The following is a 14,126-nucleotide window of genomic DNA, read 5'->3' on the forward strand; positions in this document are numbered from 1 at the left end:
CTCCATGATCAGAGCCGCTTCAGGGCATTGACGTCTGCGACCTCTATCACTCGCCCTCTGACGGTCACACCGGCACTGCGCAGTGTGGAGAAGGCACGGGACAAGGCTTCTGGCGCAAGGCCCAGTTTGCCGGCCAGAAGGCTTTTCTGGAACGGCAAACGGATGGAGGCCGACTGGCTGTCGTCCGGGCATTGGTCGAGCAGGTAATGGGCCAACCGCTGCTGGGCCGTGAGCAGACGATCATTGGCGATGCAATCCAGCGAGCTCAGCAAATGGGCGGAGAGGCTGGTGATGATTGCCTTTGAGACGTCTTTCTCCTCATCGGCAAGCATCCTCACCCTTTGCAGGTCGAAGCGGGCAACGGTGACGCTTTCCACGGCCTGGGCGTTGTAATGATAGACTTCACCGGCTGCGAGCAGGCATTCGGCAAACACGTCTCCGGGGCAGCAGATTCGGATATTGGCGTCTCGACCGTCTTTGCTCAGGCGGAAGAGCCGCACATGGCCCGACAGGACGCAATAGAAGGACCTGGCCGGTTCCCGCTCCCGAAACAGCAAATCTCGGGCCTCATAGTTGACCACATTGACCACATCCAGCATCCGCTCGATTGCCAGCGGTCCAAGCGATGCCATGAAGGGTGTGTGCAGCAATGTCGTGCGGTCACGGTGGTTCAACTTCAACAATTTGTTCATAGCCCCCTTGGTTCCCCAGGCAATGTTTACGTTCCCCGCGCTCTGGCTTCTCATCGAAATTGTCCTGGTGCGCGAGGTGAAACGGGAGAGCTGCGCGACGGTCGTGCCAACGGGGTGCCGAGCAGATCCCTTTCTGCTCTTGCCGGGATGGTCCATCTGTTCGTCGCTACCGTTGCTCTCATCATCCCGGCCTCCAAGCTTTGTCTCTGAAGGCATGCGCCATCGCGCTGCCTTCGTGATTTATTAGCGACAATAGAGGAGCTGGCACGGTTGCGGATTGATTTCGATCAAGCGGATATATCGCTCTAGCCGAAAGCGGGCAGCCTTGGCTTAAACAGGCGTCCAGCCATGAAAAAAGGCGCCCCTTGCGGAGCGCCTTCATGCGACAGCTTTGTCAGTTCTGTCGATCAGAACTTGAAGCCGACGCCGACCTTGATCGTGTGCTGGCTCAAATCGGCATTCACCGCTGTGCCGCCGATGTTAAAGTCGGTGCTGCCAAAATCATTATAGCGATAGTCGACACGCGCAAAGACTGTATCGGTTAGCGCGTAATCAACGCCGGCACCGACGGTGTAGCCTTGGACGATGCTGTCATCGCCACCAAATCCAGCAATATTGGCTTCGGCATGGGCGGCGACCCAGCCCGCAGTTGCGTAGACAAGGGCGCGATCAAATGCATAACCGACACGGGCACGCACGGATCCCTCCCATTTGCCGCTGGCCTTGAGCTCGCTCCCGCCGATGTCAAACTTTTCCTCGTTCCAGTTGTAATCGAGATCGGCCTCGATGCCGAGGACGACATTGTTCTGGTACTGGTAGTTTGCGCCTGCAAAGGCCCCGATAATGCCGCCGTCGAAATCGCCATTCAGAAAAACGGTTCCGGCCTGGTCAAACGAGCCGTCAGCCCATCCGTAGCCGCCCTGAACACCGAGGTAGCCACCGGTCCAGCTGAAAGGCTGAGAGACCGCTTCGGGGGGCTGCGCGGCCGCCTGATAGACGGCGTCGGCCGCAAAGACCGAGGTGGCAGTCATCAAAATGGCGGTGGTTGCGAGAATTAGTTTCATAAATCAACTCCTGTTACAGGTGGAGCTGATAGTGGCCTTCCGTTCGATTTGCTGTAGTAAAATTGCACCATATAATTAGTATGCTAAATACATTTCATTCTCAATATACATTTAAAATCATATGTTTAGTTCATTTCTCAAGGAATGCAGTGGCTGTAGGCGACCTTGACCGGCGGCGACGCAAACTGGGTCTGCCCGGGTCACGCGAACGTGAAGCCTGCGTGAAATCGGATAAGGGCGAGATGCAGTCCAAACGCAAATCGGCGCCCGCCAGGCGGACGCCGATCTGCATGAGCTGGCTGTTGCCTTCCGGCCTTTTTATTCTGCCGCGAGCGGCGGCAGTCTGACGATCTTGGGCTTGGTGTTGCTCTGATCGCTGGTCTCGACCGATCGGACACGCTTTTCCAAGGTCGAAAGCGAGCGCCTGTTTTCCATGGCAATCCGGGTCAGCTCCTCGGCGCTCAAGGCCTCTTGCTCTTCTTCCTTTTTGCCGACCATGCGGCCGAACATCCAGCCAAGCAGGCGCGACAGGTCGTCCATGATCAGGAAGAAGGCAGGAACGACAAGCAGGCTCATCACGGTGGAGACGATGATGCCGCCGATGACGGCGATGGCCATGGGCGCGCGGAACGAGCCGCCTTCACCGACGCCCAGCGCCGAGGGCAACATGCCGGCAGACATGGCAATCGAGGTCATGATGATGGGACGGGCGCGCTTGCGCCCGGCTTCCACCATGGCCTTGCCGCGTTCCATGCCGTGGCGACGCATCTCGATGGCAAAATCGACCAGAAGAATGGCGTTCTTGGTGACGATGCCCATCAGCATCAGAATGCCGATCAAGACCGGCATCGACAGCGGATTGTTGGTCAGGATCAGCGCGGCTGCCACGCCGCCGATGGCAAGCGGCAGCGAGAGAAGGATCGTGAAGGGCTGGATGACATCCTTGAACAGCAGGATCAGCACTGCCAGAACCAGCAACAGCCCCGTCAACATGGCGTTGACGAAACTCTGCTGCATTTCGTTCTGGATCTTGGCATCACCGCTTTCGGCGAGCTTCACGCTTGGCGGCAGATTGGCGTCCTTGACCGCCTGCTCGAAGGCAGCCGATGCCGTATCAAGCGCAACGCCGGGGCGCAGGTCCGCGCCGATGGCAACGACGCGGTTGCGGTTGTTGCGCTTGATCGACGAGACGCCCTCCGAATATTCGATATCGGCAACCGAGGAGAGGGGAACGGTCTGCCCGCCCGCTGTCTGTATCTTCAAGGCGCGTATCTTGTCGAGGTCGCGGCGCATGTCGAGCGCGGCCTGAACGCGGATCGGGATCTGCCGATCATCCAGCGAGATTTTCGGCAGCGCCGCATCGATGTCACCAATGGTGGCCACACGTACGGTGGAGGCGATCTGCGCGGGGGTGATGCCCAGGCGCGCAGCCTCTGCCTTGCGTGGCAGGATATGCAGTTCCGGGCGCGGCAGCGAGCCATCGGCGCTGACATTGGCGAGAACCGGCACCGTGCGCAGTTTCGATTCGAGGATACCGACCGCGTTGTTGAGATCTTCTTCGCTCTTCGACAGGAAGTTATAGGTGAGATCGCGCTCGCCGCGGTCGTTGAGCTTCAAGACGCGAATGTCGGGAATGGGTTTGAGCTTGGCGAAGACTTCCGATTCAATATCCCATTGCGGCTTGGTGCGGCCGTCATCGTTCAGCTTCGGCATATACTGGCCAATGAGCGGCAGACCGCCCAGGCCCTTGTTGACGAGTGTGTTCACCAGCGAATGGTTGATCTTCTTGAGCGCCAGGGTGACGGTTGCGCGGCGCAGTTCGAGATCGCCCTTGGGCGAGGCACCGCCGAGGACGAATACGCTTTCCACGCCGTCGATATCACGCACCGCCTGATACATCTTGTCGGTGGTCTTTTCGGTTTCTGCCAGCGACGCGTTCGGCGGAAGCTCGACCGACAAGACGATACGGCCAGCATCTTCCGGCGGCAGGAAGCTTCCCGGCACCTGCATGAGCAGCATGACCGAGCCGGCCAGGAACGCGAAGGCTCCCAGCAGTGTGGCATAGCGGGCATACCACCGTGATGTGGTGCCGCGGACCAGCCATGTGTAGCTGCGCATGAAGGCGCCGTCATTGCCTTCGTGATCGTCATCCATGCCGTCTTCGGCACGCATCAGATAGGCAGCCATCAACGGCGTAATCAAGCGGGCGACTGCCAGCGAGAAGAAGACCGCAAAAGCGACGGTCAGGCCGAACTGGATGAAGTACTGGCCCGGAATGCCCGGCATGAAGGACACCGGCACGAAAACAGCAATGATGGTGAAACTGGTCGCAATCACGGCCAGGCCGATTTCGTCGGCCGCTTCGAGCGCTGCCCGATAGGGCGACTTGCCCATCTTGATGTGCCGGGCAATGTTTTCGATTTCCACGATCGCATCGTCGACCAGGATACCGGTCGCCAGTGTGAGTGCGAGGAAACTGACCAGATTGAGCGAGAAGCCCATAATGTCCATGATCCAGAAGGTCGGGATCGCAGACAGGGGCAGGGCAACAGCTGCAATCAGTGTCGCACGCCAGTTCTTCAGGAACAGGAACACCACGATGACGGCGAGGATCGCGCCTTCGATGAGGGTATGAAGGGCGGCCTCGTAGTTTCCGTAGGTGAAATAGACCGAGTCGTCGATCATCTGGATCGAGACGTTGGGGTTGTCCGCTCTCACCTGATCGAGGCTTTTGCCAACAGTTTCGGCAACGGAGACTTCGGATGCCCCCTTGGCGCGGAAGACCGCGAAGGTGACCACCGGATTTCCGTTGAAGCGGGCAAAGGACTTCGGCTCTTCGTAGGTGTCCTTGATCGTGCCGAGTTCGGACAGCTTGACGAAACGGCCGCCAGCAAGGGCAATGGTGGTATTGGCCAATTGGGCGGCACTGCCGGCGTCGCCAAGCGTGCGGATCGTCTGTTCTGTTCCGGCCACCTGGCCGCGACCCGAGCCGGCATCGGTATTGGTGTTGCGCAATTGCGTGCTGACGTCTGCTGCGGTGATGCCGTAGGCGTTCAGACGGTCGGGGTTGAGTTCGACGCGGACCTCGCGGTCGGCTCCGCCATAGCGGTCAATACGACCGATGCCGCTTTGTCCCTGCAGCGCGCGCTTGATGGTGTCGTCGACGAACCAGGACAGTTCTTCCAGCGACATGTTGGGGGAGGAGACCGCAAAGGTCTGGATTGCCTGTCCCTCGACGTCGACCTTGGAGACAATCGGCTCTTCGACGGTGGCCGGCAGATCGCCTCGGATGCGGTCAATGGCGTCCTTGACGTCCTGCACGGCCTGTTCGGTCGGTACTTCCATGCGGAACATGACAGCGGTCTGCGACTGGCCGTCGGTGACCGTCGACTGGATTTCGTCGACACCGCTGATCGATGCGACGGCGTCTTCGATTTCCTTGGTGACTTGCGATTCAAGTTCTACCGGCGACGCACCGCTTTGCTGGACGACCACGGACACCAGGGGAACGTCGATATTGGGGAAGCGCGTGATCGGCAAGGCGTAAAACGACTGTATGCCGATGACAAGCAGCAGGAAGAAGCCCAGGAGAGGGGCGACCGGATTGCGAATGGACCACGCCGAGAAATTCATGACTTATGCCACTCCTCAGTTCGACACGACCGCATCTTCGCGGACTGGGTTGATCTTGTCGCCATCGCGCACGAAGGCACCGGCCTTTGCCACGATCATGTCGCCGGCCTGAAGACCGCCGGTGACCTGGATGAAACCTGAGTCCTCGATGCCGGTGGTGATGTCGACCTGATGCACGACGCCATCCTTGACGATACGGGTTGTTGTGGACGTGCGGCCCATGGTGACTGCAGACAGAGGCAGCGCAATATCGTCCGCTTCCGTTACAATGATCTCGGCGCTGGCATACATGCCGGCGCGGGCGCGGTCGTTGTCGAGTATCTTGACGTGTACCGCACCGAGGCGGGTGACGGGATCGACGACAGGAGACACCAGACGCACGCGGCCCGGCACTTGTTCTGTGCCGCCGGCAAGCGTGATCATGACTTTCTGACCCTCTTTTACCTTGAGGATCTGTGTCTCGGAGACATCGGCGACCAGCTCCACTTCACCGTCCCTATAGACAGTGAAGAGCGGTTGACCGGCGCCACTGGCAATCGAGCCGACATTGGCATTCTTGCTGGCAATCACGCCTGCAACCGGGCTTTTCACCTCTGTGCGGGCCAGATTGAGCTCGACATCCTTCTTCTGGCTTTCGACAACCTTGATGTCTGCCTCGGCAATGGCAATCGCCTTTTCGGCCGTGGTCACCTTGGCCGCAGCACTGGAGGACGCGGATTCCGACTGTTCGATCTGCGATGTCGGCAATGTGCCAGACTTGCCGAGTTCCACCGAGCGCGCATATTGCCGCTTTGCCTCTGCTGCGTTGATCTTTGCGTCGTTCAGCTGCGCCTGATATTGGGCCAAGGCGGCTTCTGCCTTGGCCAGATTGGCCTCAAGCTGGCTCCGCTGCAGGATCAAACTGTCTTCGTTCAACTCGGCAACGACCTCGCCTGCCGCGACGTGATCGCCGACATCCACATTGACAGACTTGATGGACAGTCCCTCCACCAGCGGTTGCACGAAGATTTCAGAGACGGGCTGGATCGTGCCAGTGGCCACAACGCGCTCGACGAGCGGTTTGACGACCGCTTCGGTGACAACAATGGCTGGCAGACTGGGACTGGCAGCAACACTTTCTCCCTGCGCCCAGGAAAATGCAGGCAGCAGGATGAGCGAGGTCGCGGCAATTGCCGCGAAAGTCTTTGTCGATAGGCGAAGCATGGGTCCCTTCCAGGATGTCTATCAATCTTGCTTAGGCGAATTTAGCGACTAAATCACATTCTGTCTGTTGTCATTTTTGGCATGCGCGCCGACTGGTCTGCCCTGCACATTTCGATGCAACTTTTAGTCTTCCGAGTCGATCTGGTCATGTTATTTGGCGTGTGCGGTCCAGCATACAAGATCACCATGACGTTTAATTTGGAGGCGATAAAGTATTCTTCGGCTCTGGGCAATTCTACAACACCACATGCCCAAAAATGGCAGTGAGGGACAACCCATCGGAGCAAAACTTCGGGAAACGTCACATATACAAAAAAGACGCATAGGTGTCCCCATGCGTCTTTTTAGTGTAATCGCTGCGATGCAGCAATGACTATTTCAGGGCTTCGTCGGTGATGCCGTGGGTCCAGGCGCCTTCCGGCTGCTTCTCGATGATCTTCTGGTCGAGAAGGGCCTTGGCCGTGCGGTCGTAAACATCTTCCTTCAGCACGCCGGAACCATCGCCGATCAGCTTGGCCACTTCGCCCATCATGCGCTTCTGGTGATTTTCATCCTGGCCACCATTGTCCATGACGATTTCAGCCGCTTCATCCGGATTTTCCATGGCGTAGTTCCAGCCCTTCATCGAAGCGCGGACGAACTTGACCATGTCTTCCTTGAAGGCCGGATCAGCGAGCTTGTCTTCAAGCGCGTAAAGACCATCTTCCAGCAAATCGTTGCCCATATCCGAATAGTTGAAGACCGTCAGGTCTTCCGGCTTGTAACCGGCGTCGATCAACTGCCAGTATTCGTTATAGGTCATGACCGAGATGCAATCGGCCTGCTTCTGGATCAGCGGCTGGACGTCGAAGCTTTGCTTCAGCACGGTGACGCCATCTGCACCGCCTTCGGTGGAGAGACCAAGCTTGTTCATCCAGGCGAAGAATGGATATTCATTGCCATAGAACCATACGCCGAGGGTATGGCCCTTGAAGTCGGCCTCGGTCTTGATCGGACCGTCAGCCGGGCAGACCATTTCCATACCGGCCTTCTGGAAGGGTTGGGCGATGTTGACCAGCGGAACGCCCTTTTCACGGGCAACGAGCGCGCCGCCCATCCAGTCAACGATCACATCGGCGCCACCGCCGGCGATGACCTGTTCCGGAGCGATGTCCGGCCCGCCGGGCTTGATTTCGACGTCGAGGCCTTCTTCTTCATAAAAGCCCTTGTCCTTTGCCACGTAATAGCCGGCAAACTGGCTCTGGGCGACCCATTTCAGCTGAAGCGTCAGCTTGTCGGCGGCCATGGCCTGGGCTGCAGCAAGCGACATGGCGCCCGCCATCAATGAAAGCATGAGTTTTTTCATGTCTTGTACCTTTTCCCTCTGTGGTTTTCGCCGTGCCCGGTCGTTGCCGGGCCGGTTGGTTATCGTCTACCCACCACGGATAGACGGATGCCAGAATGTGGTTGCCCGCTCGATGAGGGCGATCACACCATAAAAGACCGATCCTGCCAGGGCTGCAACCGCGATTTCCGCCCAGACCATGTCGACATTCAGACGTCCGATTTCGGTGGAAATCCGGAAGCCCATGCCAACGATGGGCGTGCCGAAGAATTCGGCAACGATCGCGCCAATCAGCGCCAGTGTCGAATTGATCTTCAACGCATTGAAGATGAAGGGCATGGCAGCCGGCAGGCGCAGTTTCAGCAGTGTCTGTCCGTAACTGGAGGCATAGGTGCGCATCAAGTCGCGCTCCATGTTGCCCGATGCGGCAAGGCCCGAAACGGTGTTCACCAGCATGGGAAAGAAGGTCATGATGATGACGACCGCTGCCTTCGACTGCCAGTCGAAGCCGAACCACATGACCATGATGGGTGCGACGCCGATGATGGGCAGGGCCGAGACGAAATTGCCGATGGGCATCAGGCCGCGGCGCAGGAAATCCACGCGGTCGGCCAGAATGGCCACGGCAAAACCCGATGCCGATCCGACGACATAGCCGAACAGCACCGCCTTGAAGATGGTCTGGCGCACGTCGGCTGCCAGTATCGGCAGGGAATTGACGAGCCTTGCGCCGATCGAAGACGGTGGCGGCAAGAGGATGAAGGGCACGCCGAAACCACGGGTTGCCGCTTCCCACAGGATCAGGATCCAGGCACCGAAGAGGGCCGGGATCAGCAGGCGCAGCAACCAGTTCGCCGCTTGGGTCCTTGCATCGATGGCCGAGAGTGCGGTGACGGAAGCCCAGCCCAAGGCCCAGCTTGCGCCCACCAGCAGGAAGAAGGCCGTCGACATTTCGCCTTCATGGCCGGCAAGGCTTTTCAGCAGCAGATAGGCTCCCAGATGCGCACCGACCACGAGAATAAAGGCTCTGAGCACGGTCATGCCTCGCTCGAGCGTGATCGCTGCGCCCAGCGATGTCAGGATCAACAGGGCGGAGATGACGAGCGAACCGGTACCTTCACTACTGGCGCCGTCGGCCAGAGGGCGTCCGGCTGCCAGAATGACCAGCACCATTGCCACGACGATCTGCCAGCTGTTTGTCAAACGACGCATCATGCTTGCCTCCCACCCATCGCGCGGTTGACGATGCGCGAGGCAAGGTCGACCAGCATGACCAGCATGGCTGCCAGCACGGAGCCGGCAACAAGGGCTGCCCAGATCTCGATGGTCTGGCTGTAATAGGAGCCGGCGAGCAGTTTGGCACCGATGCCCGCGACCGCGCCGGTTGGAAGTTCGGCGACGATAGCACCGACCAGGCTTGCTGCAATCGCGACCTTCATGGATGTGAAGAGATAGGGCACGGATGCGGGCACACGCAGTTTCCAGAAGGTCTGGTTCATGCTGGCGCTATAGGTGCGCATCAGATCGAGATGCAGCGCATCCGGTGAGCGCAGACCCTTCACCATGCCCACCGTCACGGGGAAGAAGGAGAGATAGGTCGATATCAGCGCCTTGGGAATGAGGCCGGTCACGTTGATCGCGCCGAGCACCACGATCACCATGGGGGCAATCGCCAGAATCGGGACCGTCTGTGAGGCGATGATCCAGGGCATCAGGCTGCGGTCGAGCGATTTGAGGTGTACGATGCCGACGGCAATCAGAATGCCGAGCAGCGTGCCGAAGATGAAGCCGACCATGGTTGAGGAGAGTGTCACCCAGCCATTATAGACCAGACTGCGGTTCGACGTGATCTTCCGCGTGAACGTGTTCTCATAGACATTGATCGCCACCTGATGCGGGGCGGGCAGGGTTGGCTTTGCCTGCCACATGGTCTTTTCGACCAGTTCCCAGGTGGTGGATGTGACGCCGGCGCGCTTGTCTATATCGCGCTGTATCGGCGCATTCATGAAGATGGCAGCTATATACCAGACCGCCACAATAACGGCGAGAATGGTGAGGATCGGAATGATGCGGTCGCGGGCATTCGTCATGGTGCGATCCTCTCCGCTGTCGGATAGAGCATCAGCACCATCGCCACTACGCCCAATCCGACCCCTGCCATCTGGATGTTCGACAGCCGCTCGCCGAACATTGCAACGGCGATCACGTTGATGAGCACCAATTGCCCGACGGAGGATGCTGAAATCGCAAGTCCCATCCCGCCTTCGCGCATTAGCCGCACCATCATCAGATTGCCAATGCAATAAAGAACGAGTGCAAAGACAAGAATTGTCCAGCGACTGCTGTCGAGATAGCTGCGGGTGGCGGTGGCGGCGCCTAAAAACACAGTCATGGCGCCGGCGAGCCAGAGGAGGAAGGTGGGGTTCATGGGCCGGGCTCCCGTTCAAGGAGCGGCGCAATCGCCTCTCCGATCGAAATTGCCACATAGTCGGGATTGCCGACTACTTGGGCATTGTCGAAACGGAGAACGACAAAACCGGTCTCGCGCATCCATGCATCGCGTCTGATATCATGCCGGCGTCCGTGTTCAGTCTCGTGGCTATTGCCGTCGACTTCGATAACGATCCGAGCTGATAGCCATGAAAAGTCGGCGATGTAAGGACCGATCGGTGTTTCGCGGCGGAAGCGAGCAACGCGGGGGCGGAAATCCCTAAGGATCTCCCACATGATACGTTCCGCCTTGGTCATTTCGCGGCGAAGGTTGCGGGCGCGTCTGCGGGTTTTTCCGTCGATATTGGAATGCGGCATGCGACACTCCTTCGATCGAAGATAAGGCAAGGCCCCTGCCCAACCCCTCCCCACAAGGGGTAGGGGCTCACGTCGCCGGCGTCTCGCATCGTTCGCTGAAATCGATAATTTGCAAAACTGCGTGGTAGAGCGTGCGGTTGGATGGGTGTTCTCTCCCCCCTTGTGGGGGAGATGGCCGGCAGGCCAGAGGGGGACTTTTTGAGCAAGCTGCGAACTACTCATCATAGCTGTGTCCCGCGCGCAGGCCCTCGCGGACGCGGTGGGCGATTTCCAGAAATTCCGGGGTTTCGCGGATGTCGAGCGGCCGGTCCTTGGGGAGCGTCGAGGTGATGACATCCGTGACGCGGCCGGGGCGGGGGCTCATGACCACGATCTTTGTCGAGAGATAGACCGCTTCCGGGATCGAGTGGGTGACAAAGCAGATGGTCTTGTTGGTGGCGGCCCACAATTTCAGCAGCTGTTCGTTGAGGTGATCGCGGACGATTTCATCGAGGGCACCGAAGGGCTCGTCCATCAGCAGCAGGTCGGCATCGAAGGCGAGGGCGCGGGCAATCGAGGCGCGCTGCTGCATGCCGCCGGAGAGCTGCCAGGGATATTTCTGACCGAAGCCTGTCAGATTGACGAGTTCGAGCGTGCGGGCAATGCGCGTCTTCTGCTCGGCCTTGGTATAGCCCATGATCTCCAGCGGAAGGGCAATGTTCTTTTCGATGGTGCGCCAGGGATAAAGGGCTGCCGCCTGGAAAACGTAGCCGTAGGAGCGATCCTTGCGGGCATTGTCGGGCGTCATGCCGTTGACGGTGATTTCGCCGGCGGTGTGTTTTTCCAGATCGGCGATCACCCGCAGAAATGTGGTCTTGCCGCAGCCGGACGGGCCGATGAAGGAGACGAAATCGCCCTTCTTGACCTCTAGATTGACGTTGGAGAGCGCGTGCACCGGGCCATCATTGGTCTCGAAGGTGAGGCCAAGATCCCTTGCGGAGACGACGGAGAAATCGGACGAACTCATCAGTGACAGCCACTCGCTTTTCGCGCGGGGTACAAGCGTGCCCGGCGTGGTATGATGGGATGGCCGGGACGACCCGGCTTGTTGAACGTTTGGGGCGAAGCCCGCCTGACCCAGGAGCGTGACAATGAACCCAGCATCACAACCGACCTGTCAAATCGTGAAGCCCGGCAATGCTTTCGACGGAAAGCAGGGCCTCAGCTACTTTCAGGGGATTTCTGCCGAGACTGTCGGTTCCCACCGTCTCTGCATGCATCTTTTGACCATGCCGGCCGGTGCCCGGGCCAGAGCCCATATGCATGAAGCCCATGAGACGGCGATCTATCTGCTCTCCGGTTCGGCCCATACCTGGTATGGCGCGCGGCTTGAAAACCATGTGGTCCTGCATGCGGGCGAATTGATGTATATCCCCGCCGGTGTGCCGCATCTGCCGGCCAATCTCTCCAACGTGCCCTGTACCGCGATCATCGCGCGGACCGATCCCAACGAGCAGGAAAGCGTCGTGCTGCTGCCGGATCTGGATGGGCTGGTGGAGATCTGAGCCTACTGGCATCTATCGAGCGGCCCCCAGGTCGTGCCGTCGTCGAGACGCAGCGAATAGGCATTCACGCCATCGGCGATGACGTTCATGTCGAGAGCCGCCTTGGCGACCGTGTCGGCGCCATGACAGGCGGCGCGCACGGCAAAGCGTTGCGGCGTCGAATTCAGCACTTGTTCGAAGCCACAATAGGAAACCGATGTGGTCACACCTTCCGGCGTGAGCAGAAACATCTCCTCTGACGCGGTCTCCACGCCCGTCTGGGCGTAAAGACAGCCGGCGGCATTGCCGTAAGCGCCATCAAAGGGCAGCGTGTCGGCAAAGGCGAGGCTTGCGGCGGCAAGCAGCATGACTGTGGTTGCGGCGGTGCGCGGGATGCGCGGCATTTGAAACTCCTTAAACGCCCGTCGCTGGAATGCCGGTGCGCTCGATCTTGCGAGGCGATACCAGCTCCTTCCAGGTGGAAAGGGCCTTGTTGACCGCCTGAAACGGTTCGCGCTTGACGAACTTGCCGTGGCCTTCCTTGGCCTTGACGGCGCCTTCCTCGATGGCGACTTCGCCGCGGGTCAGCGTGAAACGCGGCAAACCGGTGACATCCTTGCCTTCGAAAACGTTGTAATCAATGGCGGATTGTTGGTTCTTGGCGGTGATGGTCTTGGACAGTGATGGATCCCATACCACAATATCGGCATCTGCGCCGACCAGGATCGCGCCTTTTTTCGGGTAGACGTTGAGGATCTTGGCGATATTGGTCGAGGTGACCGCGACGAATTCATTCATCGTCAGGCGGCCGGTGGAGACGCCATAGGTCCACAACATTGGCAGGCGATCTTCAAGGCCACCGGTGCCGTTGGGGATCTTGGTGAAGTCACCGACGCCGAAGCGCTTCTGCTCGGTGGAGAAGGCGCAGTGGTCGGTGGCAACCACGGACAGCGAGCCGGACTGCAGACCGGCCCAGAGTGAATCCTGATGCTGCTTGTTGCGGAAGGGCGGGCTCATCACACGGCGGGCGGCATGGTCCCAGTCCTTGTCGAAATATTCGCTCTCGTCGAGGGTCAGATGCTGGATCAGCGGCTCGCCATAGACGCGCATGCCCTTCTGGCGGGCGCGGCGGATGGCTTCATGGCTCTGTTCGCAGGAGGTGTGCACGACATAGAGCGGAACGCCGGCCATGTCGGCCAGCATGATGGCACGGTTGGTGGCTTCGCCCTCGACTTCGGCCGGGCGGGAATAGGCATGGCCCTCGGGACCGTTATTGCCCTCGGCCAGCAACTTTGCCGACATGGCTGCAACCACGTCGCCATTTTCGGCATGGACGAGGGGCAGTGCGCCCAGTTCTGCACAGCGCGAGAAGGAGGCAAACATCTCGTCGTCATTCACCATCAGCGCACCCTTATAGGCCATGAAGTGCTTGAAGGTGTTGATGCCCTTGTCCTGAACCACGGTCTTCATCTCGTCGAAGACCTGTTCGTTCCAGGAGGTGATCGCCATGTGGAAGGAATAGTCGCAGTTGGCGCGGGTCGACTTGTTATCCCATCGGGTCAGCGCTTCCAGCAGCGATTGGCCAGGATTGGGGAGGCAGAAATCGACGACCATGGTGGTGCCGCCGGCGAGTGCCGCCCGGGTGCCGCTTTCAAAGTCGTCGGAGGAATAGGTGCCCATGAACGGCATTTCGAGGTGGACATGCGGATCGATGCCGCCCGGCATGACATAGCAGCCGGTTGCATCAAGAACCTGATCGCCCTTCAGATCGGGGCCGATCTCGGTAATGACGCCGCCTTCAATCCTGACATCGGCCTTGTAGGTGAGATCGGCGGTGACCACGGTGCCGTTCTTGATGACCTTGCTGCTCATTGGCTTC

The 14,126-nt window shown here is 59.2% G+C and carries 13 protein-coding genes; 1 reads left to right on the top strand and 12 read right to left on the bottom strand.

The features are described 5' to 3' along the window. Positions 1 to 8 precede the first annotated feature (8 nt). The 10 genes from ACWPM9_RS06120 to ACWPM9_RS06165 all read right to left on the bottom strand — a co-directional run bounded on the left by ACWPM9_RS06120 (position 9) and on the right by ACWPM9_RS06165 (position 11,730). Positions 9 to 692, bottom strand: coding sequence for a Crp/Fnr family transcriptional regulator (locus ACWPM9_RS06120; RefSeq protein ID WP_484757097.1), 684 nt, complete (start codon positions 690 to 692; stop codon positions 9 to 11). A gap of 407 nt (positions 693 to 1,099) precedes the next feature. Next, positions 1,100 to 1,756 carry an outer membrane protein gene (locus ACWPM9_RS06125; protein ID WP_484757098.1) on the bottom strand — a complete coding sequence of 219 codons (657 nt, stop codon included), beginning with the start codon at positions 1,754 to 1,756 and terminating at the stop codon, positions 1,100 to 1,102. A gap of 318 nt (positions 1,757 to 2,074) precedes the next feature. Beyond that, positions 2,075 to 5,389 carry an efflux RND transporter permease subunit gene (locus tag ACWPM9_RS06130; RefSeq protein ID WP_484757099.1) on the bottom strand — a complete coding sequence of 1,105 codons (3,315 nt, stop codon included), beginning with the start codon at positions 5,387 to 5,389 and terminating at the stop codon, positions 2,075 to 2,077. Positions 5,390 to 5,404: 15 nt separating this feature from the next. Then, positions 5,405 to 6,592: an efflux RND transporter periplasmic adaptor subunit gene (locus ACWPM9_RS06135; RefSeq protein WP_484757100.1), complete on the bottom strand. Its 1,188-nt coding sequence runs from the start codon at positions 6,590 to 6,592 to the stop codon at positions 5,405 to 5,407. A gap of 373 nt (positions 6,593 to 6,965) precedes the next feature. Next, the gene (locus ACWPM9_RS06140) at positions 6,966 to 7,937 is read right to left on the bottom strand and encodes an ABC transporter substrate-binding protein (protein WP_484757101.1); all 972 of its coding nucleotides are present in this window, start codon (positions 7,935 to 7,937) and stop codon (positions 6,966 to 6,968) included. A gap of 66 nt (positions 7,938 to 8,003) precedes the next feature. After that, on the bottom strand, positions 8,004 to 9,128 hold the full coding sequence (locus ACWPM9_RS06145; protein WP_484757604.1) for an ABC transporter permease: 1,125 nt from the start codon (positions 9,126 to 9,128) through the stop codon (positions 8,004 to 8,006). Next, positions 9,128 to 10,006 carry an ABC transporter permease gene (locus ACWPM9_RS06150; RefSeq protein WP_428188901.1) on the bottom strand — a complete coding sequence of 293 codons (879 nt, stop codon included), beginning with the start codon at positions 10,004 to 10,006 and terminating at the stop codon, positions 9,128 to 9,130. The genes ACWPM9_RS06145 and ACWPM9_RS06150 overlap by 1 nt, the downstream gene beginning before the upstream one ends. After that, entirely contained in the window at positions 10,003 to 10,344 is a 342-nt protein-coding gene (locus ACWPM9_RS06155; RefSeq protein ID WP_428188900.1) for a hypothetical protein, read from the bottom strand. Before ACWPM9_RS06155 ends, ACWPM9_RS06150 begins: the two co-directional genes overlap by 4 nt. Next, positions 10,341 to 10,724, bottom strand: a complete 384-nt coding sequence (locus ACWPM9_RS06160; RefSeq protein ID WP_484757102.1) for an endonuclease domain-containing protein — start codon at positions 10,722 to 10,724, stop codon at positions 10,341 to 10,343. Before ACWPM9_RS06160 ends, ACWPM9_RS06155 begins: the two co-directional genes overlap by 4 nt. A gap of 214 nt (positions 10,725 to 10,938) precedes the next feature. Continuing rightward, the gene (locus tag ACWPM9_RS06165) at positions 10,939 to 11,730 is read right to left on the bottom strand and encodes an ABC transporter ATP-binding protein (RefSeq protein ID WP_428188898.1); all 792 of its coding nucleotides are present in this window, start codon (positions 11,728 to 11,730) and stop codon (positions 10,939 to 10,941) included. 124 nt (positions 11,731 to 11,854) lie between these two features. Between ACWPM9_RS06165 and ACWPM9_RS06170 the strand changes: the two genes are divergently transcribed. Further along, on the top strand, positions 11,855 to 12,268 hold the full coding sequence (locus tag ACWPM9_RS06170) for a cupin domain-containing protein (RefSeq protein ID WP_428188897.1): 414 nt from the start codon (positions 11,855 to 11,857) through the stop codon (positions 12,266 to 12,268). Positions 12,269 to 12,270: 2 nt separating this feature from the next. Here ACWPM9_RS06170 and ACWPM9_RS06175 read toward each other — a convergent pair whose 3' ends face one another. Continuing rightward, positions 12,271 to 12,651 carry a hypothetical protein gene (locus ACWPM9_RS06175; RefSeq protein ID WP_484757103.1) on the bottom strand — a complete coding sequence of 127 codons (381 nt, stop codon included), beginning with the start codon at positions 12,649 to 12,651 and terminating at the stop codon, positions 12,271 to 12,273. A gap of 10 nt (positions 12,652 to 12,661) precedes the next feature. Continuing rightward, on the bottom strand, positions 12,662 to 14,119 hold the full coding sequence (gene hydA, locus ACWPM9_RS06180; RefSeq protein ID WP_428188895.1) for a dihydropyrimidinase: 1,458 nt from the start codon (positions 14,117 to 14,119) through the stop codon (positions 12,662 to 12,664). Positions 14,120 to 14,126: the final 7 nt, after the last annotated feature.

It is taken from the genome of Agrobacterium sp. H141 (assembly GCF_057158725.1).

What these genes read in the sequence shown, in the direction of transcription:
- ACWPM9_RS06150 (WP_428188901.1), bottom strand. Translation starts at nt 10,006, where the DNA reads ATGACGAATGCCCGCGACCGCATCATTCCGATCCTCACCATTCTCGCC.
- ACWPM9_RS06155 (WP_428188900.1), bottom strand. Translation starts at nt 10,344, where the DNA reads ATGAACCCCACCTTCCTCCTCTGGCTCGCCGGCGCCATGACTGTGTTT.
- ACWPM9_RS06135 (WP_484757100.1), bottom strand. Translation starts at nt 6,592, where the DNA reads ATGCTTCGCCTATCGACAAAGACTTTCGCGGCAATTGCCGCGACCTCG.
- ACWPM9_RS06145 (WP_484757604.1), bottom strand. Translation starts at nt 9,128, where the DNA reads ATGCGTCGTTTGACAAACAGCTGGCAGATCGTCGTGGCAATGGTGCTG.
- ACWPM9_RS06130 (WP_484757099.1), bottom strand. Translation starts at nt 5,389, where the DNA reads ATGAATTTCTCGGCGTGGTCCATTCGCAATCCGGTCGCCCCTCTCCTG.
- ACWPM9_RS06140 (WP_484757101.1), bottom strand. Translation starts at nt 7,937, where the DNA reads ATGAAAAAACTCATGCTTTCATTGATGGCGGGCGCCATGTCGCTTGCT.
- ACWPM9_RS06175 (WP_484757103.1), bottom strand. Translation starts at nt 12,651, where the DNA reads ATGCCGCGCATCCCGCGCACCGCCGCAACCACAGTCATGCTGCTTGCC.
- ACWPM9_RS06120 (WP_484757097.1), bottom strand. Translation starts at nt 692, where the DNA reads ATGAACAAATTGTTGAAGTTGAACCACCGTGACCGCACGACATTGCTG.
- hydA (WP_428188895.1), bottom strand. Translation starts at nt 14,119, where the DNA reads ATGAGCAGCAAGGTCATCAAGAACGGCACCGTGGTCACCGCCGATCTC.
- ACWPM9_RS06170 (WP_428188897.1), top strand. Translation starts at nt 11,855, where the DNA reads ATGAACCCAGCATCACAACCGACCTGTCAAATCGTGAAGCCCGGCAAT.
- ACWPM9_RS06160 (WP_484757102.1), bottom strand. Translation starts at nt 10,724, where the DNA reads ATGCCGCATTCCAATATCGACGGAAAAACCCGCAGACGCGCCCGCAAC.
- ACWPM9_RS06165 (WP_428188898.1), bottom strand. Translation starts at nt 11,730, where the DNA reads ATGAGTTCGTCCGATTTCTCCGTCGTCTCCGCAAGGGATCTTGGCCTC.
- ACWPM9_RS06125 (WP_484757098.1), bottom strand. Translation starts at nt 1,756, where the DNA reads ATGAAACTAATTCTCGCAACCACCGCCATTTTGATGACTGCCACCTCG.